Raw genomic sequence first — 23,349 nt, 5'->3', positions numbered from 1 at the left:
CTCCCCGCGGGTATCGGAAGCATACGGACGACTCGCCCCCGCGAACCGGGGGTTGTGGCTAACGCGGCGTCCCGCCCGCGAGCCGCTGGCCGCGCAACAGGCGCCAGGCCGCCGCCGCCGCGAGGAGCAGGACGCCGCCGCCCACGGCGGAAGCGGCCCGCAGTCCGTCGGTGAAGGCCGCGGGCGCGGCCGAGGCGGGGCCGCCGGAGATGCCGGTGACGATGGAGCCGAGCAGGGCGATGCCGAGGGCCGCGCCGAGTTCGTAGGCCGTCTCGGAGACGCCGGACGCGGCGCCGGCCTGCGCCGGCGGGACGCTGGAGAGGATGACGTCGGCGGTGACGGTGTACGAGAGCCCGGCCCCCGCGCCGACGACGAGCAGGGCGGGACCGAGGAAGAGGTAGCCCGAGTCGGGCCGCAGGGCCAGCAGGGCGACCAGCGCGAGACCGGTGGCGCCGAGGCCACCCGCGACGGCGCCCCGCACCGACCAGCGCCGGGCGGCGGCGCCCGCGAAGAGGCCCGTCGCCGCCGCGCCGAGCGTGGCGGGCAGTTCGCACAGGCCCGCCTGGAGCGGGGAGCGGCCCTGGACCTCCTGGAGGAACTGGGAGAGGAAGAAGACCGTCCCGGCCAGCCCGAGCACCGTGAGCAGGTCGGCCAGGACCGCCCCGGAGAAGCCCCGGTGCCGGAACAGCCGCATGTCCAGCAGCGGTGCGGGCAGGGCGAGTTGACGGCGGACGAAGCCGTACAGGCAGGCCGCGCCGAGCAGCCCGGCCCCGAGGGCGACCGGTCCCGGCCCGTGGACGGCCAGCTGCTTGACGGCGTAGACGACGCCGAACATGCCGAGCAGCGACAGCAGGACGCTCGCCGGGTCCCACGGCCCGCGGCCGGGGTCGCGGGACTCGGGCAGCAGGCGTACGCCGATGATCAGCAGTACGGCCATCACCGGCAGGTTGATGAGGAAGACCGAGCCCCACCAGAAGTGCTCCAGCAGCAGGCCGCCGACGACCGGGCCGAGCGCGGCGCCCGCGGTGGAGACCGCGCCCCACACACCGATGGCGAAGCTGCGCTCGCGCGCGTCGGGGAAGAGGGTGCGGATCAGGGCCAGGGTCGACGGCATGAGGGTGGCGCCGGCGACGCCCATCAGCGCGCGGGCGGTGATGAGCGTCCCGGGCGTGGTGGCGTACGCGGCGAACACCGACAGCGCGCCGAAGGCGGCGGTGCCGGTGAGCAGCAGCCGCTTGCGGCCGACGCGGTCGCCGAGGCTGCCCATGGAGACCAGCAGGCCGGCGATGACGAAGGAGTAGACATCGCCGATCCACAGCAACTGCGTGGAGGTGGGCCGCAGGTCCTCGGTGAGGAAGGGGATGGCCAGGCCCAGGACGGTGGCGTCGACGGCGACGAGCAGCAGGGCGAGGGTGAGCACGCCGAGCGCGAGCCAGCGGGAGGGGTGGCCGCGGTCCCCTCGGCGGGGGGTGGTGACGCGGGCGAGGGTGGCCATCAGGTGCTCCCGGCCTCGCGGGGGGCGCGCAGCATACCGCCGAGCAGCAGGTCGGTGACCATGCGCGCGGAGTCCTGCCGGGCCATCCGGCCGTCCAGGACGGACCAGGCGGAGGCGGCGATCAGCGCGTACAGCGCCTCGACGAGCCAGGCGGGGGTCAGGTCGTAGCGGAAGGCTCCGGTTTCCTGGCCCCGACGGAAGAGCGCGGCGACGCGTGCGTCGATACGGGCCCAGCCGTCGTTGATCTCGTCCAGGTCGTAGAGCTGGTTCTCTCCGTAGAGGAAGGCGAGGAAGCCGGAGACGGGCATGGCCTCGGTGATGAGCCGGCGGACGGCCTCGACGGGGTCGCCCTCCTCGATGCGTGCCGCGTCCAGGCACTCCTCGGTCTGCTCGATGCCGAGCGTGCCGAGGGCGCGCACGAGCGCGTCCCGCCCCGGGAAGTGCCGGTGCAGGGTGGCCCGGCTGATGCCCGCCGCCTTGGCGATCTCGTCCATGGAGGCGGTGGCGCGGCGGGACAGCAGGTCGGCCGTGTCGCGCAGGACCTGCTCACGATCGAAACTCATGAGACAAGGGTACTCCGAATGAGACATCGACGTCTCATCCGCGACAGCAAAGGGGCCCGGCCGGGGTCTCGGGCCCCGGCCGGGCCATGTCGAGAGGCGGACAGGCGGCCGGTCAGGTCAGCTCTTGGCCTGCGCCCAGGCCAGCTGGACGGCCAGGTCCCGCTTGATCTCGGCGAGCTGGACGACGACCGCCGACGGCGCCGTGCCGCCCCGGCCGTTGCGGGCGGCCAGCGCACCGGGCACGTCGAGCACGGTCCGCACCTCGGGGGTCAGGTGCGCGGAGATCTTGGCGAACTGCTCGTCGGTCAGCTGGTCCAGCTCGATGCCCTCGGCCTCGCAGACCTTGACGCACTCACCGGCGATCTCGTGCGCCACCCGGAACGGAACGCCCTGCTTGACCAGCCACTCCGCGATGTCGGTCGCGAGCGAGAAACCGGCCGGCGCCAACTCCTCCATGCGTTTGCGGTGGACGGTGAGGGTGGCCATCATCCCGGTGAACGCCGGCAGCAGGACCTCGAGGGTGTCGCAGGAGTCGAAGACCGGCTCCTTGTCCTCCTGCAGATCGCGGTTGTACGCGAGCGGAAGCGCCTTGAGGGTGGCCATCAGGCCGGTGAGGTTGCCGATGAGGCGGCCGGACTTGCCGCGCGCCAGCTCGGCGATGTCCGGGTTCTTCTTCTGCGGCATGATCGACGAGCCGGTCGAGAAGGCGTCGTGGAGGGTGACGAAGGAGAACTCCTTCGTGTTCCAGATGATGACCTCCTCGGCGATCCGCGACAGGTCGACGCCGATCATCGCCGTGATGAAGGCGAACTCGGCGGCGAAGTCCCGCGAGGCGGTGCCGTCGATGGAGTTGGCCGACGAACCGTGCTCGAAGCCGAGGTCCCGCGCGACGGCCTCCGGGTCCAGGCCGAGCGAGGACCCCGCCAGCGCGCCGGAGCCGTACGGCGACACGGCCGTGCGCACGTCCCACTGCCGCAGCCGCTCCGCGTCCCGGGACAGCGCCTGGACGTGGGCGAGGACGTGGTGCGCGAAGAGCACCGGCTGCGCGTGCTGCAGGTGCGTACGGCCCGGCATCGCGACGTCGATGTGCGCCTCGGCCAGAGCGACCAGGGCGTGCTGGAGCTCGGCGATCAGGCCGCCGATGACGCGGGCGTGGTCGCGCAGGTACATCCGGAAGAGCGTGGCGACCTGGTCGTTGCGGGACCGGCCGGCGCGCAGCTTGCCGCCGAGGTCGGGGCCGAGCCGCTCCAGCAGGCCGCGTTCCAGCGCGGTGTGGACGTCCTCGTCGGCGATCGTTCCGGTGAAGCTGCCGTCGGCGACGTCGGCCTCCAGCTGGTCGAGGCCGGCCAGCATGCGCGTGAGCTCGTCCTCGGTCAGCAGGCCCGCCGTGGTGAGCACGCGCGCGTGGGCGCGGGAGCCGGCGATGTCGTACGGCGCGAGCCGCCAGTCGAAGTGCACGGACGCCGACAGCCTGGCCAGCGCCTCCGCGGGACCGTCGGCGAAACGGCCGCCCCAGAGCCGGACGTCACCGGTGTTGCTGCTCAACTCTTCGCTCGCTTCCGTCGGTGGGTCGATGTGCGACCGCCTCCCCGCCGTGGCACGGGCGGGGAGGCGGGCTGCCGTGGTCGAGGCTACTGACTAGGCCAGGTCGCGCTTGGCGGCGATCTTCGACGACATGCCGAAGATCTCGATGAAGCCCTTGGAGAGGGACTGGTCGAACGTGTCACCGGTGTCGTACGTCGCCAGGTTGAAGTCGTACAGCGACTCGGCGGACTTGCGGCCGGTGACGACTGCGCGGCCGCCGTGCAGGGTCATCCGGATGTCACCGGAGACGTGCTGGTTGGCCTCGTCGATGAAGCCGTCCAGGGCCCGCTTGAGCGGGGAGAACCACAGGCCGTCGTAGACCAGCTCGCCCCAGCGCTGCTCGACCTGCCGCTTGTAGCGGGCGAGTTCGCGCTCGACGGTGACGTTCTCCAGCTCCTGGTGGGCGGTGATCAGCGCGATCGCGCCCGGCGCCTCGTAGACCTCGCGGGACTTGATGCCGACCAGCCGGTCCTCGACCATGTCGATCCGGCCGATGCCCTGGGCACCCGCGCGCTCATTGAGCTGCTGGATCGCCTGCAGGACGGTGACGGGCTTGCCGTCGATGGCGACCGGGACGCCCTGCTTGAAGGTGATGACCACCTCGTCGGCCTCGCGCGGTGTGGCCGGGTTCTGGGTGTACTCGTAGACGTCCTCGATCGGGGCGTTCCAGATGTCCTCCAGGAAGCCGGTCTCGACGGCCCGCCCGAAGACGTTCTGGTCGATCGAGTACGGGGACTTCTTGGTGGTGGCGATCGGGAGGTTCTTCTCCTCGCAGAAGGCGATCGCCTTGTCGCGGGTCATCGCGTAGTCGCGGACCGGGGCGATGCACTTCAGCTCGGGGGCGAGGGAGGAGATGCCGGCCTCGAAGCGGACCTGGTCGTTGCCCTTGCCGGTGCAGCCGTGGGCGACGACGGAGGCGCCGTGCTTCTTCGCGGCGGCCACCAGGTGCTTGACGATGGTGGGCCGGGAGAGGGCGGAGACCAGCGGGTAGCGGTCCATGTAGAGGGCGTTGGCCTTGATCGCCGGGAGGCAGTACTCGTCGGCGAACTCGTCCTTGGCGTCGGCGACCTCGGCCTCGACCGCGCCGCAGGCCAGCGCCCGCTTGCGGATCACGTCCAGGTCCTCGCCGCCCTGGCCGACGTCCACGGCCACTGCGATGACCTCGGCGCCGGTCTCCTCGGCGATCCAGCCGATGGCGACGGAGGTGTCCAGTCCGCCCGAGTAGGCGAGTACGACGCGCTCGGTCACGGGTCTCTCCTTTGGTGCGCGAGGCCTGAGGGGTGCATACGCTGATGGGTATAAGTATGCACTCCCCCGTATGTTTCGTCAATCGAGCGTGTCGTCCCTGGTCGCAGCGGTGCGCAAGGCGCGATAACGCGCCGCGAAGGGGGTGCGGGGAACCGCGCGACCGGCCATCCACGACCCGCACCCGGCCACCCGCACCACGCCCGCGCCTCACCACGGTGCACCGCGCGCAGCGCCTAGCACAGCCCCGCCCCGCACGTCAGGCGAAGCCCTGCTTTGAGTCGCCTCGAACTCCCGCCCGTACCCCAGCGCATGGCGGCCACGAGCACGATGATCCACAACAGCAGGGCGGGCAGACGGCAGGCCATGCGCCGGATCCGTCCCCGCCGCTCCCCCGCGGTCCCCCTGCTCCTGCTGGCCTGGGCGGGTGCCGCCGGGGTCGTCTGGCTGTGGTGGGGCAACACCCCCTACGTCCGGCCGGTCACGGCCGACCGGCTGATCGCGGCCGGCCGGATCACCGGCCTGCTCGGCGGCTACGCGATCTCCCTCGTCGTGCTCCAGATGGCCAGGGTCCCGGCCCTGGAGCGGCGGGTCGGCTCCGACCGGGTCGCCCGCTGGCACGCGATGACCGGCCGCTACGCGATCTCGCTGGTCGTGGCGCACGTCGTGCTCATCCTCTGGGGCTACTCCGCGCAGTCCGGGCTGCCGATCACCCGGCAGACAACGAGCGTCGTGCTGGACTACCCCGAGATGATCAAGGCGACGATCGGCACCGGGCTGCTCCTGCTCATCGGCTTCCTCTCGGCGGGCGCGCTGCGCCGCAGGCTGCGCTACGAGACCTGGTACTACCTCCACCTGCTCACCTATGCCGCCGTCTACCTGACCTTCTGGCACCAGCTCGCCACCGGCGCGGAGTTCGCGGGCGACGCGACGGCCCGCGCCGTCTGGTACGCCCTCTACGGCACGGTCACCGCCCTCGTGCTGTGGTACCGCGTGCTGGTCCCCGTCCGGCTCAACCTCAAGCACCGCATGCGGGTCGAGGAGACCGTGGAGGAGGCGCCCGGCGTGGTGTCGGTGCTGATCAAGGGGCGGCGGCTGCACCGGCTGGGAGCGGAGCCCGGCCAGTTCTTCCGCTGGCGGTTCATGTCCGAGGGGCTGCGGTGGAGCTCCAACCCGTACTCGCTGTCCGCGCCGCCGCGGCCCGACCTGCTGCGCATCACCGTCAAGGCGGTCGGCGGGCACAGTTCGGCACTGGCCGGGCTGCGGCCCGGCACCCGCGTGTGGGCGGAGGGGCCGTACGGCGCGATGACCGCCTCGCGGCGGCGCGGCGGCAAGGTGCTGCTGCTGGCGGGCGGCGCGGGCATCACCCCGCTGCGTGCGCTGTTCGAGACGCTGCCGGCCGCGCGCGGCGACCTGACCCTGCTCTACCGGGCTCGCAGCAAGCAGGACCTGGCGCTGTGGGCCGAGTTGCAGGAGATCGCCGCCGAGCGCGGCGCCCGCCTGGTCTACGCGGTCAACGGCCCGAGCGGGGCCCGTCCGGAGATCACCGCGGAGGCGCTCCGCAGGATGCTCCCGGACATCGAGGAGCACGACGTCTTCCTGTGCGGGCCGCCCGGGCTCGCCGAGGAGTCCTACTCCGCGCTGCGCGAGGCCGGAGTGCCCGAACGCCGCATCCACCACGAGTCCTTCGAGCTGTGAGGTGCCCGTGAAGAAGAAGCATCCGCTGCGCCGGATCGTCCTGACCGGTGCGACGACCGTCTCCGGCATCGTGCTGCTGCTGGCTTTGAAGCCGACGACGGCGCCCTTCGCCTCGCAGGCGGGGGCCCCGGCGCCGCAGCAGCCGCCGGTGTCGGCGGAGCCCTCCGCGGCGGGCGGCGACCCGACCGTGCCGGTGACCGAGCCGTCCGGACCGGCGCGCCGGACGCCGACCGGCTCCCCGGCCCAGTCCGCCCGGCCCGCGGCGCCGGCCGCGCCCGCCAAGCGGACGGTCACCGGGGACGTGGCGCAGACCAGCTACGGGCCGGTGCAGGTCAGCATCACCGTGGAGGGCCGGCGGATCACCGCGGCGACCGCCGTGCAGGCACCGAACGGCACTCCGATGAGCGACCAGTTGACCGCCTCCGCGATCCCGAGGCTCAACCAGGCGGCGGTCACCGCGCAGAGCGCGGCCATCGACACCGTCTCCGGCGCCTCCTTCACCAGCCAGGGCTACCAGCAGTCCCTGCAGAGCGCGCTGGACAAGGCCGGTGTCTGACCGTGTCCGACAACCCCCCTCGATTGCGCCACGTCGAACACTGCATGGGTACGGTGTTCTCCTTCGACGTCCGCGGCGCCCGTGACCCGCGGGTGCGGGCGGCCCTGGAGGCGGCGGTCGTCGGGCTCCACGAGGCCGACGCGCTGTTCTCCACGTACCGCCCCGACAGCGAGGTCAGCCGGCTGGGCCGCGGCGAACTCGGCCCCCAGGACTGCTCCCCCGAGGTACGGGAGGTGCTCCGGCGGTGCGCGGAGGCGGAACTCGCCACCGGCGGCTGGTTCACGCTCCGCTACGCGGGGCCGGACAGCGCGCCCGACCCCACCGGGCTGGTGAAGGGCTGGGCGGTCGAACGCGCCGCGCGCGCCATCGCCGCCGCCGGCGCGGAGTCGGTCTGCGTCAACGGCGGCGGGGACGTCCAGCTCAGCGGCGGCCCGTGGCGGGTGGGCATCGCCGACCCGCTGCGGCCGGGCGGCCTGTCGACCGTGGTGGAGTGCGCGGACGGCGAGCTCGCCGTCGCCACCTCGGGTCCCGCCGAGCGCGGCTGCCACATCCTCGACCCGCGCACCGGCGCGCCGCCCGAGGGCGGGCTCGCCTCGCTCACCGTGGTCTGTTCCGGGCTCACCGACGCCGACGTGCGGGCCACCGCCGGGTACGCGATGGGCCCGGCCGCGCGGGAGTGGCTGGAAGAACTCCCCGGAACTGAGGCGTTCGCCGTCACCGCCGACGGCTCGACCTGGCAGACACGGGGATTCGGGGGGCTCACGGCGCAGTTGAGCGCTTGACGATCAGCGGTTCGCAGGGGCCAGAATGCGTCCCATGGATCTGCATCTGAGCGACAAGGTCGTGCTCGTCACCGGAGGGTCCGACGGACTCGGCGCGGCCCTGGTCCGGCGGCTGGCCGCCGAGGGCGCCAAGGTGGCGCTGTGCGGCCGCGACGCCGAGCGCATCGAGCGCCTGGTCAAGGACCTGGGTGCCGCCGGGGCCGATGTCCTCGGCGTCCCCGCCGACGTGACCCGTGCCGAGGACCTGGAGCGCTTCGTCTCCGCCGCCGACGGCCGCTGGGGGCGCGTCGACGCCGTGGTCAACAACGCCGGCCGCAGCGCGGCCGGATTCTTCGAGCGCCAGGACGACTCGGTGTGGGAGGAGGACCTGGACCTCAAGCTGCACGCCGCGGTCCGGCTGACCCGGCTGGTACTGCCGCACCTGCGCGCCGCCGGCGGGGGCAGCGTGGTCAACACGCTCGCCGTCTCCGCCAAGGCACCGGGGGCGGGCAGCACCCCCACCTCGGTGTCCCGGGCCGCGGGCCTGGCGCTCACCAAGGCGCTGTCCAAGGAGCTCGGCCCCGACAACATCCGGGTCAACGCGGTGCTGGTCGGCCTCGTCGAGAGCGGGCAGTGGGACCGCCAGGCAGCGGAGCGGGGCATCACCGTCGAGGAGCTGTACGCCACGATGGGCCGCGAGTCCGGCATCCCGCTCGGCCGGGTGGGGCGTGCCGGGGAGTTCGCGGACCTGGTCGCGTTCCTGCTCTCGGACCGGGCCGCCTATGTGACGGGCACGGGCATCAACCTCGACGGCGGACTCAGCCCGGTCGTCTGAACTCCCGCCCAGCCGCTCGCCGGACGGCCGCACGGCGCCGGGCTCAGCGCTCGGCGCCGCCGGCCAGGCGCAGCAGGTGGTCGGCGACCGCCTGCCCTCCGGAGGGGTCGCGGCTGATCAGCATGACGGTGTCGTCGCCCGCGATGGTGCCGAGGATGTCGTACACCTCGGCCTGGTCGATCGCCGAGGCGAAGAACTGCGCCGCGCCCGGGGGCGTGCGCACGACGACGAGGTTGGCCGAGGCCTCGGCGGAGATGAGCAGTTCACTGGCCAGGCGGCGCATGCGCTCCTCCTTCACCGACTCGCCCAGCGGCGCCTGCGGCGTGCGGAATCCGCCCTCGCTCGGCACCGCGTAGATCAACTCACCGTTGTTGGTGCGGATCTTGACGGCGCCGAGCTCGTCGAGGTCCCGGGAGAGCGTCGCCTGGGTGACGGTCAGCCCGTCGTCGGCCAGCAGCTTGGCGAGCTGGCTCTGCGACCGCACCGGGAGCCGGTTGAGGATGTCCACGATCCGCCGGTGGCGTGCCATCCGGGTCTGCGGTACGGCCGCGGCTCCGCCGCCCTGCTGCTGCGCCTCGCTCATCGTCGTGTCATTCTCCGGCTCGCGATCCCTCGTGCTGGGCCTGGACGGCGTCCAGCACCCCCGGCAGCGCCCGGAGGAAGGCCGTCACCTCCGCGTCACCCAGGATGAGCGGCGGGGCGAGCCGCACCGTGTCGGGTACGGCGGCGTTCACCAGGAGTCCGGCGTCCTGAGCCGCCTTCTGCATCTGGGCGGCGAGCGGCTCGGTGAGCACGATACCCAGCAGCAGGCCCGCACCACGCACCTGATCGACCAGTGGGTGGCCCAGCGCCTCGATCCCCTGCCGCAGCTTCTCGCCCTGCCGCTTGGTGTTCTCCAGGATGCCGTCGGCGGCGATGGTGTCGAGGACGGCCAGCGCGGCGGCGCAGGCGACCGGGTTGCCGCCGAAGGTGGTGCCGTGCTGACCGGGCGTCAGCAGGTCGGCGGCGGGCCCGAAGGCGAGGACCGCGCCGATGGGCAGTCCGCCGCCGAGCCCCTTGGCGAGGGTGACGACGTCGGGCTCGATGCCCTGCGCCTGGTGCTCGAACCAGTGGCCGGTGCGGCCGATGCCGGTCTGCACCTCGTCCAGGACGAGCAGGGCGCCGGCGGCGCGGGTGATCTCGCGGGCCGCGGCAAGGTAGCCGGCCGGCGGCACGACCACGCCGTTCTCGCCCTGGATCGGCTCCAGGACGACCAGGGCGGTCTCCCGCGTCACGGCGGCGCGCAGCGCCTCGGTGTCCCCGAACGGCACGTGCGTCACGTCGCCGGGCAGCGGGTGGAAGGCCTCCTGCTTCTTGGGCTGCCCGGTGAGCGCGAGGGCCCCCATCGTGCGCCCGTGGAAGCCGCCCTGGGTCGCGACCATGTGCGTGCGGCCGGTCATCCGGCCGATCTTGAAGGCGGCCTCGACGGCCTCGGTGCCGGAGTTGCAGAAGAGAACGCGCCCGGGCCGGCCGGACAGCTGCAGCAGCCGCTCGGCGAGGGCGACGGTGGGCTCGGCGACGAAGAAGTTGGAGACGTGGCCCAGGGTGGCGATCTGCTCGGAGACGGCGCGCACGACGGCGGGGTGCGCGGTGCCGAGGGCGTTGACCGCGATGCCGCCGAGGAAGTCCAGGTACGCGTTGCCGTCGGCGTCCCAGAAGGTGGCGCCCTCGCCGCGGACCAGGGGCAGCCGCGGTGTGCCGTAGTTGTCCATCAGGGAGCCCTGCCAGCGCTCGGTGAGCGCCTGGTTGCTCTGGTTGCCGTGGTTCCCGGTCCCGGTCATGCCCGTCCCCCTTGGTGCGCGTTTGCGTTCGCGATGCCGTTCGCGGCGTCGGGCACCACCATGGTGCCGATGCCCTCGTCGGTGAAGATCTCCAGCAGGATCGAGTGCTGGACGCGCCCGTCGATGACCCGGGCGGTGTTCACGCCGTTGCGCACGGCGTGCAGGCAGCCCTCCATCTTGGGGACCATGCCGCTGGACAGCTCGGGCAGCAGCTTCTCCAGCTCGCTCGCGGTCAGCCGGCTGATGACCTCGTCGCTGTTGGGCCAGTCCTCGTAGAGTCCCTCGACGTCGGTGAGGACCATCAGGGTCTCGGCGCCGAGGGCGGCCGCGAGGGCCGCGGCGGCGGTGTCGGCGTTGACGTTGTAGACCCCGGCGCCGTCGCCGGCGTCGGCGCTGCGGGCGATGGAGGAGACGACCGGGATGCGGCCGTCGTCGAGCAGGGCCTCGATGGCGCCGGTGTCGATCGCGGTGATCTGGCCGACCCGGCCGATGTCGACGGCCTCGCCGTCGACGACCGGACGGTGCCGGGTGGCGCTGATGGTGTGGGCGTCCTCGCCGGTCATGCCGACCGCGAGGGGGCCGTGCTGGTTGAGGAGGTTGACCAGCTCGCGCTGCACCTGCCCGGCCAGCACCATCCGCACGACGTCCATGGCCTCGGGCGTGGTGACCCGCAGCCCCGCCTTGAACTCGCTGACCAGGCCCTGCTTGTCGAGTTGCGCGCTGATCTGCGGGCCGCCGCCGTGCACGACCACCGGCTTGAGCCCGGCGTGCCGCAGGAAGACGACGTCCTGGGCGAACGCGGCCTTCAGCTCCTCGTCGACCATGGCGTTGCCGCCGAACTTGACCACGACGGTCCTGCCGTGGTGCCGGGTCAGCCAGGGCAGCGCCTCGACGAGGATCTGCGCCTTGGGCAGCGCGGTGTGCTTGCGGGCGCTCATGAGCTGTAGGCGCTGTTCTCGTGGACGTACTCGGCGGTCAGGTCGTTGGTCCAGATCGTCGCGGTCTCGTCGCCCGCGGCGAGGTCCGCGGTGATGTGCACCTCGCGGTAGCGCATGTCGACCAGGTCGCGGTCCTCGCCGACGGAGCCGGCCTTGCAGACCCAGACCCCGTTGATGGCCACGTTCAGGCGGTCGGGCTCGAAGGCCGCGGAGGTCGTCCCGATCGCCGAGAGCACCCGGCCCCAGTTGGGGTCCTCGCCGTGGATGGCGCACTTGAGGAGGTTGTTGCGGGCGATGGAGCGGCCCACCTCCACCGCGTCGTCCTCCGTCGCGGCGCCCACGACCTCGATCCTGATGTCCTTGGAGGCGCCCTCGGCGTCGCGGATGAGATGGCGGGCCAGGTCGGCGCAGACCCGCTCGACGCCGGCGGCGAAGTCCTCGTACGCGGGGGCGACGCCGGAGGCGCCGGAGGCCAGCAGCAGCACGGTGTCGTTGGTCGACATGCAGCCGTCGGAGTCGGCGCGGTCGAAGGTGGTGCGGGTGGCGGCGCGCAGCGCCTTGTCCAGCGTGGCGGAGTCCAGGTCGGCGTCGGTGGTGATCACGACCAGCATGGTGGCGAGGCCGGGGGCGAGCATGCCCGCGCCCTTGGCCATGCCGCCGACGCTCCAGCCCTCGCCGTCGTGGACGGCGGTCTTGTGGACGGTGTCGGTGGTCTTGATGGCGATGGCGGCCTTCTCGCCGCCGTGCGGGGACAGGGCCGCGGCGGCCTCGTCCACGCCCGCCAGCAGCTTGTCCATGGGCAGGCGCACACCGATGAGTCCGGTGGAGCAGACCGCGACCTCGCCGGCGCTGTGGCCGAGGACGGCCGCGGCGCGTTCGGCGGTGGCGTGGGTGTCCTGGAAACCGAGCGGGCCCGTACAGGCGTTGGCACCACCGGAGTTGAGGACGACGGCGGAGACCTGGCCGCCGCGCAGGACCTGCTCGGACCACAGGACGGGGGCGGCCTTGACGCGGTTGGAGGTGAAGACGCCGGCCGCGGCGAGGCGCGGACCGTTGTTGACCACCAGGGCCAGGTCCGGGTTGCCGTTCTCCTTGATCCCGGCGGCGATGCCGGCCGCCGTGAATCCCTGCGCTGCCGTGACGCTCACGCTGTGGTCTCCTTCGTCGCTTCCGCGGTGGCCCACCGGGTGGGGGCGGACTTCGTCGTGGTGCCCGGGTGACCCGGGTACGGGTCGGTGGCCGTGTGGGCCGTGGTGGCGCCGCCGGTCCCGGGAGCGGTGTCGCAGGGCACCGCCCGGGTCAGCAGGACGGCGACGGCGCGGCGGGCGCGGGTGGCGGGGCTGATCGTCGTCGGGCTCACGGCGCGACCCCGACGGTGCTCAGGCCGGCTTCCTCGGGCAGGCCGAGGGCGATGTTCATGCTCTGCACGGCGCCGCCCGCGGTGCCCTTGGTGAGGTTGTCGATGGCGCTGATGGCGATGATCCGGCCGGCCGCCTCGTCGTACGCGACCTGCACCAGCGCGGCGTTGGAGCCGACGACCGACGCGGTGGCGGGCCACTGCCCCTCGGGCAGCAGATGCACGAAGGGCTCGTCCGCGAGCACCTTGTCGTACGCGGCGCGCACGGCGGAGGCGGTGACGCCGGGCCGGGCCGCGGCGGTGCAGGTGGCGAGGATGCCGCGCGGCATGGGGGCCAGCGTCGGGGTGAAGGAGACCGTCACGCGCTCACCGGCGGCCGCCGAGAGGTTCTGGATCATCTCAGGGGTGTGCCGGTGGCCGCCGCCGACGCCGTACGGGGTCATGCTGCCCATGACCTCGCTGCCGAGCAGGTGCGGCTTGGCCGCCTTGCCCGCGCCGGAGGTGCCGGACGCGGCGACGACCACGGCCTCGGGCTCGGCCAGTCCGGCCGCGTACGCCGGGAAGAGCGCGAGGGAGACGGCGGTGGGGTAGCAGCCGGGCACCGCGATGCGGCGGGTCCCGGCGAGCGCGGTGCGCGCGCCCGGCAGCTCGGGCAGGCCGTACGGCCAGGTCCCGGCGTGCGGGCTGCCGTAGAAACGCTCCCAGTCGGCGGGGTCGGCGAGCCGGAAGTCGGCGCCGCAGTCCACGATCAGCGCGGTCTCCCCGAGCTGTTCCGCCACGGCCGCCGACTGGCCGTGCGGCAGGGCGAGGAAGACCACGTCGTGCCCGGCGAGCACCTCGGGGTCGGTGGGCTGCAGGACGCGGTCCGCGAGCGGCAGCAGGTGCGGCTGCAGGCCGCCGAGGCGCTGCCCGGCGCTGGAGTTCGCGGTGAGCGCGCCGATCTCGATCTCGGGGTGGTTGAGTAGCAGGCGCAGCACCTCTCCGCCCGCGTAACCGCTCGCGCCCGCCACCGCTGCCCGGAATGCCATGGACCCTCCTCCTCGATGGCATGACTATACGGCCGCCGGAACTTTTATGCAAAGCCCTGCACGATCCCGCTGGTCACGCCCGTTCCGCGCACCGTGCCGGGAGACCGCTGCGGACAGGCGGCATCGACCCGACCCCCGCGCAAACGCGAAGTGATGATGAGGGGCCGGCGCCGGGCCCGCGGGGCCGGGCACGGCGTCCCGATCCGGCATGTGCCCGTTGGTGCCGGTCCGTTGACAGGGCGCCGGGGGCGCCGCAGACTCGGTGGCCGAAAGCTCAATGAACGATGGTTCACTGTGCGAACAACGCCGTTCGCCGCAGGACAAGGGGCTGCCATGACCATCACGCGCGAACTGCTGATCGGCGGCAAGGACGTCCCGGCCGCCTCCGGGCGCACGACCGAGGACCTCGACCCGTACACCGGCGAGGTCTGGGCGACCGTCGCCGCCGGGGGCCCCGAGGACATCACGCGGGCGGTGGACGCGGCGCACGGCGCGTTCCCGGACTGGGCGGCGCTGAGCCCCGTGGAGCGGCGCAGGATCTTCCTCACCGCCGCCGACCTGCTGGAGGCCCGTACCGAGCAGGCCGCCGGGATCATGGCCCACGAGGCCGGCGCGACCCGCCCCTGGGCGTACTTCAACGTCGGGCTGGCCGCCGGCATCCTGCGCGAGGCCGCCGCCGCGACCACCGCCCCGCGCGGCGAGGTGCTCAGCGCGCAGGACGAGGGCGGGCTCGGGCTGGCGGTGCGCGAGCCGCTCGGCGTCGTGGCCGCCTTCGCGCCGTGGAACGCGCCGCTCATCCTGGGCGTCCGCGCGGTCGCGGCGCCGCTCGCGGCGGGCAACACCGTGGTCGTCAAGCCCAGCGAGGACGCGCCGGTGGCGTGCGGGCTGTTCGTCGCGGACCTGCTGCGCGAGGCGGGGCTGCCCGACGGGGTGCTGAACGTCGTCACCAACGCCCCCCAGGACGCGGCCGAGGTCGCCGAGGCGCTCATCGCCGACCCGCGGGTGCGCGCCGTCAACTTCACCGGCTCCACCGAGGTCGGCCGGATCGTCGGCACGCTCGCCGCCCGCCACCTCAAGCCCGTCGTCCTGGAGCTCGGCGGCAAGAACTCGGTGATCGTCCTGGAGGACGCGGACGTGGACCACGCGGTCGACGCCGCCGTCTTCGGGGTCTTCCTGAACGCCGGGCAGATCTGCATGTCCGCCGACCGCCTCCTGGTCCACGAGAGCCTCGTCGAGGAGTTCACGGCCAAGTTCACCGCGAAGGTCGCCTCGCTGCGCGCCGGCGACCCCTCCCACCCGCACACCGTCGTCGGCCCGCTGGTCAGCCCCGATGCGGCGCGGCGGGTCGCCGCCCTGATCAAGGACGCCGTCGACAGGGGCGCCGCGCTGCTGACCGGCGGCGGCGAGCCGGACGGCGCGGTCCACCCGGCGACGGTGCTCTCCGGGGTCCCCCGCGACGCGGAGCTCTACCGCGCCGAGGCCTTCGGGCCGCTCGTCACCATCGCCGGCTTCGCGGACGACGACACCGCCGTGGCCCTGGCCAACGACACCGAGCACGGGCTGACCGCGGGCGTCATCACCGAGAACGCCACGCACGGCCTGACCGTCGCCCGCCGGCTGCGCACCGGCATCGTCCACATCAACGACCAGACGGTGGCCGACGAGCCGCAGGCGCCCTTCGGCGGCTTCCAGGCCAGCGGCTACGGCCGGTTCGGCGGCCGCTGGGGCATCGAGGCGTTCTCCAACACCCGCTGGCTGACGGTGGCCACGCAGCAGCCCCGGTACCCCTTCTGAGGCGTCCCGCGCAGCGGGTGCGGACCCGGCCGCCGACCCTAGACTGGAGGGGCCAAGCCGTGGACCGCCGAGTTCCCAGGAGGTCGACCGATGCACGCGAACAAGGGTGACCACGTCAGGCAGCACGGCCGTGTCGTCGGACAGCACGACAAGGTGGCCGAGATCGTCGAGGTCATGGGCAAGAGCGGGGAGCCGCCGTACCGGGTGCGGTTCGAGGACGGGCACGAGTGCATCCTGTCGCCCGGACCGGACTCGGTGGTCGAGCACGAACGCGGCGTGACCCGCACCCCCCAGCCGTAGCGCGCGGCACCTGCGCCACCGCTTCCGGGACCGTGGCCGCCCCCGCGCGGCCGCGGTCCCCTCAGCGTGCCCGGACCCGGGTGGGGTAGTGGTCCAGGACGACGCGGCTCATCGCGCCGATGGGATCGGTGACGACCTCCTTGGCGGCGAAGAAGATGTGGCCGCCGACCTGCGGGTGGTCCGCGGCCAGGGTGAGGTGCCGCGACAGCTCCTCCGGGTCCTGCCAGGCCTGGGCCTCGCCGGCGGCGCCGGCCCGGTAGAGGGCCTCGCCGATGTAGAGGTCCGTCCCGGTGCCGGCCACCACGTCGGACCACCAGGGCACCAGGGTCGCGTAGTCGGCGATCTCGAAGCCGATGTTCCAGTACACCTGGGGCGCGATGTAGTCGATCCAGCCCTTGCGGACCCAGCCGCGCGTGTCGGCGTACAGGTCGTCGTACGTCTGCACGCCGCCGCGGGTGGCGGAGCCGCGCGGGTCGGTGGTGCCGTTGCGCCAGACCGCGAACGGGCTGATGCCGAACCGGGCCGAGGGCCGCAGGCGCTTGATGCGCGCCGCGGTCTCGCTCACCAGCAGGTCGGTGTTGTGGCGCCGCCAGGCGGCCCGGTCGGAGAAGTCGTCGCCGTACCGCTCGAAGGCGTCGTCGTCGGCGAACGCCTTCCCCGCCACGGGATACGGGTAGAAGTAGTCGTCCCAGTGGACGCCGTCGACCGGGTAGCGGCGGACCGCGTCCAGCATCGCGTCCTGGACGAAGGCGCGGACCTCGGGCAGACCGGGGTTGTAATAGAGCTTTCCGGCGTACGGGACGGCCCAGCCGCGGTTGCGCACGGCGGGGTGCTGGGGCGAGAGCCGGGACAGGTCGGCGTGGTTGGCGACCCGGTAGGGGTTGAACCAGGCGTGCAGTTCCAGCCCGCGCGCGTGCGCCTCCTCCACTGCGGTGCCCAGCGGGTCCCACCCCGGGTCGCGGCCCTGAACGCCGGTCAGGTACTCCGACCACGGCTCGTACGGGGACGGCCAGAACGCGTCCGCGGTGGGCCGGACCTGCATGACCACGGCGTTCAGCCGGCGGTCCACGGCCGTGTCGAGGTAGTCCAGCAGTTCGCCGCGCTGCTCGTCGGGCGAGCCGCCGCGGGCCGAGGGCCAGTCGCGGCCGCCGACCGTGGCGAGCCACATGCCGCGGAACTGCGGCAGCGCGGCGCCGCCCGCCGGGACCGCGGCACCGGCGGTGGCACCCGAGGCGTCCGCCGACGTCAGCGCCACGGAGAGGGCGCCGGCCGCACCGGCGGCGAAGGCCCTGCGTGAGAGGTGAGCCATCCGATCCCCCTGATGATCCGTCACTTTCGGCCGATCATGCGGCGAACCGGCCGCCGCGGGCAACCCGTGCCGGGCACCGGCGTGTCCCCGGGCGGCCCCGTCCGGCGGCTCCGGGGCGGCCTGACGTGCGACCCGGGGGCACCGTCGCACCGGCGGCCTGCGGTGGTCCACCCGGGTGTAATGTCGATCGGGCTGGTCCGGTCCGTACAACGGCCCGGGTCTTCGTCTCGCGATCAGGGAGAGGCTGGGCGTTGAACGACGACATCCGTTTTGTCGGTGTGGTGGGCTGTGGCCAGATGGGTGCGGGCATCGCCGAGGTGTGCGCCCGGGCCGGACTGTACGTCCGGGTGGCGGAGACCACCGGCGAGGCGCTGGAACTGGGCCGCACGCGCCTGACGACGTCGCTCGCCAAGGCCGCCGAGCGCGGCAAGATCACCGAGGAGGAGCGCGACGCGGCGCTGGAGCGCCTCAGCTTCACCACCGACCTCGGCGACTTCGCGGACCGTGACCTCGTCATCGAGGCCGTCGTGGAGAACGAGCAGGTCAAGACGGAGATCTTCCAGGTCCTCGACCAGGTGGTGACCCGCCGGGACGCCATCCTGGCCTCGAACACCTCCTCCATCCCGCTGGTGAAGCTCGCCGTCGCCACCTCGCGTCCCGAGCAGGTGCTCGGCATCCACTTCTTCAACCCGGCGCCGGTGCAGAAGCTCGTCGAGCTGATCCCCGCGCTGACCACCGACGGCCAGACGCTGGTGCGCGCCGAGAAGCTGGTCACCGACGTGCTGGGCAAGCACCCCATCCGCGCCCAGGACCGGGCGGGCTTCGTCGTCAACGCCCTGCTCATCCCGTACCTGCTGTCGTCGATCCGGATGTTCGAGTCCGGCATCGCCAGCCGCGAGGACATCGACAACGGCATGGAGATGGGCTGCGCCCACCCGATGGGCCCGCTCAAGCTCTCCGACCTGATCGGCCTGGACACCGTGGCCTCGGTCGCCGACTCGATGTACCACGAGTTCAAGGAGCCGCTGTACGCCGCTCCCCCGCTGCTGCAGCGCATGGTCGACGCGGGCCGCCTGGGCCGCAAGAGCGGCCACGGCTTCTACGACTACACGTAACCCGGGGCCGGGGTCGCCGCCGGGCGGCTCCCCCCGAACCGGGCCAGCTCGGCGCGGGCCCTGGCCTCCATGGGGGCCGCGCCCACGGCCGAGCTGATCCCCAGGGCCTCCGTCAGCGCCCCGCGCGCGGCGGCGGCCCGGCGCGGGCGGCGTTCGGCGGCGCCCAGCACGATGAGGGTGCGGGCGAGGTCGAGCGGCAGTGACCGCCCGCGCAGCCGCGCGACGGCCGACTGGATACGGGCGATGCCCCGCTTGTGGTGGCCGAGGGCGTTGTCCCGCAGTCCCTCCGCGCGTTCCAGGGCCGCGACCACGCTCACCGCTGGACGGTTCCCGGCGCGGCGGCGGGCGGCGCGCAGCACCTCGGCGGCGGCGTCGGTGTCGCCGAGGATGGCGGTCGCCTCGGCGAGGTCCCCGTACCAGCGCAGCAGCACCGGGTCGCAGATCCCCATCGTCTCCCCCAGCCGCCGCACCTGCCGGAGGGTGTCGACGGCCGCCGCGGTGTTCTCCCGTCCCCCCGCGAGCAGTTGGGCCCGGCCGCGCACGCCCAGCGCCCGCAGCAGGAACAGCTGGTCGCCGTCGGTCATGCAGGCGCGCACGGTACGGTCGGCGAGCTCCAGGGCACGGTCCAGCCGGCCGCCCGCGGTCTCCGCGAGCGTGGCGGCGTAGAGCACCGGCGGGGAGTCGCTGCCCGCGCGGACCGGCAGGACGGCGCAGCGGGCCACGTTGTCCAGGGCCTCGCGGCAGCGCCCGGACCTGACCTGGATGCGGACCAGGGCGACCAGGGTGGCGGCGGTCTCCTCCACGGAGGCGTACTGGCCCGGCCGGTCGAGGAGCCCGGCCATCTCGCGTTCCGCCTCGTCGATGCGGTCGGCGTCGGCGGCCAGCAGCGCCCGGGTGCGCACGAGTTCCCGGGCGCCCGGCTCGTCAGCGGGGCCGAGGAGCGCCATCGCCTCGCCGAGGGCGGAGTCCGCGGCGTCGGCCTCGCCGTGCAGCGCGTGCAGCCGGGCGAGCAGGGCCAGGGCGGCCACCCGGGTGTCGGCGCTGACGGCGCCCGCGGCCGGGCCGGTCCCCGGCGCCGGGTGGGCGGCGCGCCGCGCGTGCGCGGCGGCCTGGGCGGGACGTCCCCCGATCAGATGCCGCACCGCGGCCCAGTGGTGCAGACGGGCCTCCAGTTCGGGGTGCCCCTCGGCCTCGACCAGGCCGTCCGAGATGAGCCGGCCGGTGCCGCCGAGCGCCTGTCCGGCGTTGCCGAGCATGATCAGCCGGGCCCGGACGCGCTGCGGGGCGGAGGCGGCCTCGGCCAGGACGGTCTCCGCGGAGCGGTCGGCGTCCGCGCGCAGACCCGCGTCACTGGCGTACTCGGCGGCGGCCAGCAGCCGTTCCGCGCGCTCGGCGGGGCGGTCGGCGGGGGTGCGGCGGGCGGCCAGCGCGGCCAGTTCCGCGGCGGTGGCGGGGGCACCGCGGCGGCGGGCGGACCCGGCGGCCGCGGTGAGAGTGGCCGCGGTGGTCTCGTCGGCGTGCGGATGGGCCAGCGCCAGGTGGCGGGCGTGCTCGACGGGCTCGGGGACGGCGCGGGCGAGCAGCTTGTGGGCCGCGCGGCGGCCGTGTTCGGGGGCGTCGGCGTAGACCGCCGCGCGGATCAGCGGGTGGTGGAAGCGGATCGTCTGCTCGGCGTCGGCGACGGCGACGCCGAGCGCCTCGGCGGTGGCCAGGTCGCCCGCCGGGTCCGGGATACCGGCGGCGGTCAGCAGCGGCAGCGTGGGGCGGGCGGCGGCGGAGGCGACCAGCAGCGTCTGCCGGGCGGAGGCGGGCAGCAGCCGTACCCGGTCCAGGAGCAGGTCGCGGAGCCGGGGCGGTACGGGCAGGGTGTCGCCGGCCTCGACCGGCGTGCCGTCGCGCAGGGCGGCGCGGCCGAGCTCGATCGCGTAGAGGGGATTGCCCGCGGCGGTCTCCTGGATCGCGCGCAGCGCGTGCTCGGGCAACTGCCGGCCGGTGCGCTCCAGCAGGAGGTCGGCCACCTCGCCGTCGGCGAGCGGGGGCACGGACACGGTGGTGGTGCCCGGCGGGCAGCAGCGCAGTCCGAGCGGTTCCTCGCCGTCCATGACGCGCTCGGCGGCCAGGAAGCGCACGGGCGCCTTGTCGTACAGGCGCCGCAGGGCGACCGAGAGGACCTCGGCGCTCGGCATGTCGAGCCACTGCAGGTCGTCGACGACGATGAGGACCGGGCCGGCCGCGGACAGTGCCCGCAGCAGGTCGACGGCCGCGTCGCGCACGGCCAGCCGGCTCTGCGGGGAGACCGGCTCACGCCCGCGCAGCAGGGCGGCGCGCAGCGCGGCGCGGGGTCCTTCCGACAGCTCGTCCACGTAGGCCTCGGGGACGCGGGCGAAGAGGTCCATCAGCGCCACGAAGGGCAGCTTGGCGTCCTCCTCGACGGGGGCGCAGCGCAGTACGGAGCCGCCGGCGGACGACTCCCCGTCCTGCTCCGTCAGGGCGTTCAGCAGCGCGGACTTGCCGATGCCCGCGGACCCGTGGAACAGGACGCCCGGACCGGCGCTCAGCTGTGTCCGGGCATGGTCGAGGATCTCCCGACGCCCGATCAGGGACGGCATATGCACATGACAACGTTTATTCAACTACCTTGTCAATGGCGCGCGTCAGCCTGGCACGGAGGCATCGGTCACGCCACCCCGTCCGGATCGGGGAGCAGGACGACGCGGTGGGCGTTGGCCTCGGCGGCGACCGTCGCGTCGCACGCGGCGACCACGGTGATGCCCGCGGCCGCGACCCGGCGCAGCTCGCTCCAGGCACCGTCGCTGATGACGGTGGTCGTCACGGCGGGACCTCGGTGCCAGGGCGCGTCGTTGAGCGCGTGCTGGAGCGCGGAGCGCTGCGGGCCGGGCGGGCCGACGACGGCGATGAGTTCTCCCGCGGGCGCGGACAGCGCGACGTCGGTGGCGGTCGGTGGTGCCATGCCTGCCCCTCTGCTCGGTTCTCCTCGGGTGACGCTCCTCGTACGACAACGGCGCACAAGGCGGACAATGAGCGTTTCGCTCACGGATCGACCAAGGTGTACCAAGGATGAGCATGATCAGACGCGCGGCACTCCGGAACGACGGGTCACGGTCCGGGCGCCGCACGCCTGTACGGGCACGCGCGGGGCGTCCCGGTGCAGGACGAGCAGGGCCATGTCGTCGGTGAGACGGCCGCGGGTGTGCCGCATGAAGGCGGCCCGCACGGCGTCCACCAGGGCCCGCGCGCACAGCGTGTGCCCGCCCGCGGCGCGTGCGGCCCCCTCCAGCGCGGCCGTCAGCGGGAAGAACGCGCCGTCCGCGTCCCGGGCGTCCGGCACGCCGTCGGTGTGCAGGAACAGCGCCTCACCGGGCAGTAGTTGACCGCAGCGCACGGCCTTCGCCCCGGCGGCCGCGTCCACCAGCCCCAGCGGCGGCAGGGGCTCCCCTGCCTCCAGGGGCAGCGCCACGACCCTGCCGGGGCGGTCCGCGGACAGCCGGTACGGGCCGGGGTGGCCGCAGTTCAGGACGTCCACCTGGCCGTCCTCGTCGAGCTGGAGCAGCATCAGGGTGACGAACTCCTCCGCGGCGAGCGGGCGTTCCCGCACGTGCCGGGCGAGCGCCCGGTCCATCCGCACCAGCAGCCCGCCGAGTTCCTGCTCGTCGTGGGCGGCCTCCCGGAAGGTGCCGAGCAGCGCCGCGACCGTGCCGATGGCCTCCAGTCCGTGACCGCGTACGTCGCCGATGACGGCGCGCACTCCGTACGGCGTGGCCAGCACCTCGTACAGGTCGCCGCCGACGTCGGCGCCCCGGCTGGCCGACACATGGTCGGCGGCGACGGTGAGGCCGCTCACCCGGTGCGGGAGCGGGCGCAGCAGCACCCGCTGGGCGGCCACCGCGACCTCCCGGGCGCGGCTCAGTTCGGCGGCCAGCCTGCTCCTGCGGTCGGCCAGCCAGAAGCAGGCCGCCAGCACCACGACCACCGCCACCGCGGCACCGGGGCGCGGCCTGCCCGGCCCCGGTACGAAGAGCGCGGCCACCGCGAGCCCGCCGTGCACCGCGACGCACCGCCGCCGCCCCGAGCCGGCGCACGCGAGGGCGGGAGCCGCCGCGACGCCGGGGAGCCACTCGTCACCGCCGGGCACCCCGCAGGCCAGCCCCAGCACGGCGACCACCCACGCACCCGGCCACGCCAGTAACAGCCACCCCCGCACGCGGCCCGTCATCGCCATGGCCACCCTGGGTCCGATCATGCCGCCGGGCTCCCCCTCGCAGCCGTCGCTCCCGCGTAGAGCGGGGCTGGTTCGCCCACGATTCTGTCGACCGACCGGCCGGGTTCCACCCCCTCTCCGGCCAGTTCACCCGATCGTGCGACGTGACCCTTATGTCGCCGGATCGGGGGTATCGGAGTGATCGCCCCCGCCCCGAGTGCCCCACTCCGCCCGCATACGCGCGTGTTCACTCGCGGGGCGCCCCGGTGCGCCCGGCCGGCGACGGCGATCGGGGTCTCACGGCCGGCCGGGGCGCCTTCGCGATCAGCGTGCGGTCGGGGGAACTCCGGGCACCCGGCCCGTAGAGCGCCCGCGCCACCCGCTCCCGCACCGAGCTGATCGCCAGTGCACACGTCGCTCGGGGGGACCCGGGGACCGGCGCCGGACCGCGGGGCGCCCGCTCCGGTGCACTCGGCCGCGACGGCGACCGCGGCGTCGCGCGCCGCCAAGGGCCTCCTCCGCGGTCAGCGTGCGGTCAGGCGCGCAGAGGCGCAGAGGCGCACCGAGGAGACGAACGGCTTCTTGCCGCACCGAGCCAGTCACCGGTGAATGCGTCCGAGCAGACACAGCGCGCCCAAGCCCGAGCCGCTAACCACCGGCCGCAGTGTCATGCGCGGGACGCCCCCATGCACCGACGGATCCGTCGGTCCGGCGCCGGACCGCGGGGCGCCC

At 74.0% G+C, this 23,349-nt stretch carries 21 protein-coding genes; 7 read left to right on the top strand and 14 right to left on the bottom strand.

Features of this window, described 5'->3' with window-relative positions; genetic code table 11:
- Positions 1-58 precede the first annotated feature (58 nt).
- The 4 genes from ACFYXS_RS30265 to ACFYXS_RS30250 all read right to left on the bottom strand — a co-directional run bounded on the left by ACFYXS_RS30265 (position 59) and on the right by ACFYXS_RS30250 (position 4,890).
- Positions 59-1,495 (bottom strand): MFS transporter, encoded by a 1,437-nt coding sequence (locus tag ACFYXS_RS30265; protein ID WP_389253865.1) that lies wholly within the window; start codon positions 1,493-1,495, stop codon positions 59-61.
- Positions 1,495-2,058, bottom strand: a complete 564-nt coding sequence (locus ACFYXS_RS30260; RefSeq protein WP_389253863.1) for a TetR/AcrR family transcriptional regulator — start codon at positions 2,056-2,058, stop codon at positions 1,495-1,497. The genes ACFYXS_RS30265 and ACFYXS_RS30260 overlap by 1 nt, the downstream gene beginning before the upstream one ends.
- A 117-nt stretch (positions 2,059-2,175) precedes the next feature.
- Positions 2,176-3,603, bottom strand: coding sequence for an argininosuccinate lyase (gene argH / locus ACFYXS_RS30255; RefSeq protein ID WP_389253861.1), 1,428 nt, complete (start codon positions 3,601-3,603; stop codon positions 2,176-2,178).
- Between the two features lie 93 nt (positions 3,604-3,696).
- The gene (locus ACFYXS_RS30250; protein ID WP_389253859.1) at positions 3,697-4,890 is read right to left on the bottom strand and encodes an argininosuccinate synthase; all 1,194 of its coding nucleotides are present in this window, start codon (positions 4,888-4,890) and stop codon (positions 3,697-3,699) included.
- 309 nt (positions 4,891-5,199) lie between these two features.
- Between ACFYXS_RS30250 and ACFYXS_RS30245 the strand changes: the two genes are divergently transcribed.
- From ACFYXS_RS30245 to ACFYXS_RS30230, 4 genes are read left to right on the top strand one after another with little or no spacing between them, the layout of a single operon-like run.
- A complete protein-coding gene (locus ACFYXS_RS30245; protein ID WP_389253857.1) occupies positions 5,200-6,585 on the top strand; it encodes a ferric reductase-like transmembrane domain-containing protein in 1,386 nt (461 codons plus the stop codon).
- 7 nt (positions 6,586-6,592) lie between these two features.
- Positions 6,593-7,141, top strand: a complete 549-nt coding sequence (locus tag ACFYXS_RS30240) for an FMN-binding protein (RefSeq protein ID WP_389253855.1) — start codon at positions 6,593-6,595, stop codon at positions 7,139-7,141.
- Between the two features lie 44 nt (positions 7,142-7,185).
- Positions 7,186-7,923, top strand: a complete 738-nt coding sequence (locus ACFYXS_RS30235; protein WP_389253853.1) for an FAD:protein FMN transferase — start codon at positions 7,186-7,188, stop codon at positions 7,921-7,923.
- Positions 7,924-7,957: 34 nt separating this feature from the next.
- Positions 7,958-8,737: an SDR family oxidoreductase gene (locus ACFYXS_RS30230; protein WP_389253851.1), complete on the top strand. Its 780-nt coding sequence runs from the start codon at positions 7,958-7,960 to the stop codon at positions 8,735-8,737.
- A gap of 43 nt (positions 8,738-8,780) precedes the next feature.
- Here ACFYXS_RS30230 and ACFYXS_RS30225 read toward each other — a convergent pair whose 3' ends face one another.
- The 6 genes from ACFYXS_RS30225 to argC are packed head-to-tail and all read right to left on the bottom strand — an operon-like array spanning position 8,781 to position 13,880.
- Positions 8,781-9,320: an arginine repressor gene (locus tag ACFYXS_RS30225; RefSeq protein ID WP_389253850.1), complete on the bottom strand. Its 540-nt coding sequence runs from the start codon at positions 9,318-9,320 to the stop codon at positions 8,781-8,783.
- A 7-nt stretch (positions 9,321-9,327) separates the two neighbouring features.
- Positions 9,328-10,557 carry an acetylornithine transaminase gene (locus tag ACFYXS_RS30220; protein WP_389253848.1) on the bottom strand — a complete coding sequence of 410 codons (1,230 nt, stop codon included), beginning with the start codon at positions 10,555-10,557 and terminating at the stop codon, positions 9,328-9,330.
- Positions 10,554-11,495, bottom strand: a complete 942-nt coding sequence (gene argB / locus ACFYXS_RS30215) for an acetylglutamate kinase (protein WP_389253846.1) — start codon at positions 11,493-11,495, stop codon at positions 10,554-10,556. Before argB ends, ACFYXS_RS30220 begins: the two co-directional genes overlap by 4 nt.
- Complete coding sequence (gene argJ / locus ACFYXS_RS30210) at positions 11,492-12,643, bottom strand: bifunctional glutamate N-acetyltransferase/amino-acid acetyltransferase ArgJ (protein WP_389253844.1); 1,152 nt, start codon at positions 12,641-12,643, stop codon at positions 11,492-11,494. Before argJ ends, argB begins: the two co-directional genes overlap by 4 nt.
- Positions 12,640-12,855, bottom strand: coding sequence for a hypothetical protein (locus ACFYXS_RS30205; RefSeq protein ID WP_389253842.1), 216 nt, complete (start codon positions 12,853-12,855; stop codon positions 12,640-12,642). Before ACFYXS_RS30205 ends, argJ begins: the two co-directional genes overlap by 4 nt.
- Complete coding sequence (argC, locus tag ACFYXS_RS30200; RefSeq protein WP_389253840.1) at positions 12,852-13,880, bottom strand: N-acetyl-gamma-glutamyl-phosphate reductase; 1,029 nt, start codon at positions 13,878-13,880, stop codon at positions 12,852-12,854. Before argC ends, ACFYXS_RS30205 begins: the two co-directional genes overlap by 4 nt.
- Positions 13,881-14,213: 333 nt before the next feature.
- On the opposite strand from argC, the gene ACFYXS_RS30195 reads away from it, so the two are divergent.
- Together ACFYXS_RS30195 and ACFYXS_RS30190 are read left to right on the top strand one after the other, a co-directional pair.
- A complete protein-coding gene (locus ACFYXS_RS30195; RefSeq protein ID WP_389253838.1) occupies positions 14,214-15,674 on the top strand; it encodes an aldehyde dehydrogenase family protein in 1,461 nt (486 codons plus the stop codon).
- A gap of 90 nt (positions 15,675-15,764) precedes the next feature.
- Positions 15,765-15,974 carry a DUF1918 domain-containing protein gene (locus tag ACFYXS_RS30190; protein WP_389253836.1) on the top strand — a complete coding sequence of 70 codons (210 nt, stop codon included), beginning with the start codon at positions 15,765-15,767 and terminating at the stop codon, positions 15,972-15,974.
- Positions 15,975-16,035: 61 nt separating this feature from the next.
- Here ACFYXS_RS30190 and ACFYXS_RS30185 read toward each other — a convergent pair whose 3' ends face one another.
- On the bottom strand, positions 16,036-17,283 hold the full coding sequence (locus ACFYXS_RS30185; RefSeq protein WP_389253834.1) for a glycoside hydrolase family 10 protein: 1,248 nt from the start codon (positions 17,281-17,283) through the stop codon (positions 16,036-16,038).
- A 251-nt stretch (positions 17,284-17,534) separates the two neighbouring features.
- On the opposite strand from ACFYXS_RS30185, the gene ACFYXS_RS30180 reads away from it, so the two are divergent.
- On the top strand, positions 17,535-18,398 hold the full coding sequence (locus ACFYXS_RS30180) for a 3-hydroxybutyryl-CoA dehydrogenase (RefSeq protein WP_319665904.1): 864 nt from the start codon (positions 17,535-17,537) through the stop codon (positions 18,396-18,398).
- Here the strand turns inward: ACFYXS_RS30180 and ACFYXS_RS30175 are convergent.
- The 3 genes from ACFYXS_RS30175 to ACFYXS_RS30165 form a co-directional block, all read right to left on the bottom strand.
- The gene (locus ACFYXS_RS30175; RefSeq protein ID WP_389253832.1) at positions 18,389-21,007 is read right to left on the bottom strand and encodes an AAA family ATPase; all 2,619 of its coding nucleotides are present in this window, start codon (positions 21,005-21,007) and stop codon (positions 18,389-18,391) included. The genes ACFYXS_RS30180 and ACFYXS_RS30175 overlap by 10 nt on opposite strands.
- Positions 21,008-21,075: 68 nt before the next feature.
- Positions 21,076-21,369: a hypothetical protein gene (locus ACFYXS_RS30170; RefSeq protein WP_319665902.1), complete on the bottom strand. Its 294-nt coding sequence runs from the start codon at positions 21,367-21,369 to the stop codon at positions 21,076-21,078.
- Between the two features lie 117 nt (positions 21,370-21,486).
- Positions 21,487-22,659 (bottom strand): PP2C family protein-serine/threonine phosphatase, encoded by a 1,173-nt coding sequence (locus ACFYXS_RS30165; RefSeq protein ID WP_389253830.1) that lies wholly within the window; start codon positions 22,657-22,659, stop codon positions 21,487-21,489.
- Positions 22,660-23,349: the final 690 nt, after the last annotated feature.

It is taken from the genome of Streptomyces sp. NPDC002574 (genome assembly GCF_042889545.1).
Taxonomy (GTDB): Bacteria; Actinomycetota; Actinomycetes; order Streptomycetales; family Streptomycetaceae; genus Actinacidiphila.
Note: the sequence above shows the minus strand (reverse complement) of the source record. Positions and strands in the feature narration are given on the sequence as shown.

What these genes read in the sequence shown, in the direction of transcription:
- ACFYXS_RS30265 (WP_389253865.1), bottom strand. Translation starts at nt 1,495, where the DNA reads ATGGCCACCCTCGCCCGCGTCACCACCCCCCGCCGAGGGGACCGCGGC.
- ACFYXS_RS30260 (WP_389253863.1), bottom strand. Translation starts at nt 2,058, where the DNA reads ATGAGTTTCGATCGTGAGCAGGTCCTGCGCGACACGGCCGACCTGCTG.
- ACFYXS_RS30245 (WP_389253857.1), top strand. Translation starts at nt 5,200, where the DNA reads ATGGCGGCCACGAGCACGATGATCCACAACAGCAGGGCGGGCAGACGG.
- ACFYXS_RS30235 (WP_389253853.1), top strand. Translation starts at nt 7,186, where the DNA reads ATGGGTACGGTGTTCTCCTTCGACGTCCGCGGCGCCCGTGACCCGCGG.
- ACFYXS_RS30230 (WP_389253851.1), top strand. Translation starts at nt 7,958, where the DNA reads ATGGATCTGCATCTGAGCGACAAGGTCGTGCTCGTCACCGGAGGGTCC.
- ACFYXS_RS30225 (WP_389253850.1), bottom strand. Translation starts at nt 9,320, where the DNA reads ATGAGCGAGGCGCAGCAGCAGGGCGGCGGAGCCGCGGCCGTACCGCAG.
- ACFYXS_RS30220 (WP_389253848.1), bottom strand. Translation starts at nt 10,557, where the DNA reads ATGACCGGGACCGGGAACCACGGCAACCAGAGCAACCAGGCGCTCACC.
- argB (WP_389253846.1), bottom strand. Translation starts at nt 11,495, where the DNA reads ATGAGCGCCCGCAAGCACACCGCGCTGCCCAAGGCGCAGATCCTCGTC.
- argC (WP_389253840.1), bottom strand. Translation starts at nt 13,880, where the DNA reads ATGGCATTCCGGGCAGCGGTGGCGGGCGCGAGCGGTTACGCGGGCGGA.
- ACFYXS_RS30195 (WP_389253838.1), top strand. Translation starts at nt 14,214, where the DNA reads ATGACCATCACGCGCGAACTGCTGATCGGCGGCAAGGACGTCCCGGCC.
- ACFYXS_RS30190 (WP_389253836.1), top strand. Translation starts at nt 15,765, where the DNA reads ATGCACGCGAACAAGGGTGACCACGTCAGGCAGCACGGCCGTGTCGTC.
- ACFYXS_RS30185 (WP_389253834.1), bottom strand. Translation starts at nt 17,283, where the DNA reads ATGGCTCACCTCTCACGCAGGGCCTTCGCCGCCGGTGCGGCCGGCGCC.
- ACFYXS_RS30175 (WP_389253832.1), bottom strand. Translation starts at nt 21,007, where the DNA reads ATGCCGTCCCTGATCGGGCGTCGGGAGATCCTCGACCATGCCCGGACA.
- ACFYXS_RS30170 (WP_319665902.1), bottom strand. Translation starts at nt 21,369, where the DNA reads ATGGCACCACCGACCGCCACCGACGTCGCGCTGTCCGCGCCCGCGGGA.
- ACFYXS_RS30165 (WP_389253830.1), bottom strand. Translation starts at nt 22,659, where the DNA reads ATGATCGGACCCAGGGTGGCCATGGCGATGACGGGCCGCGTGCGGGGG.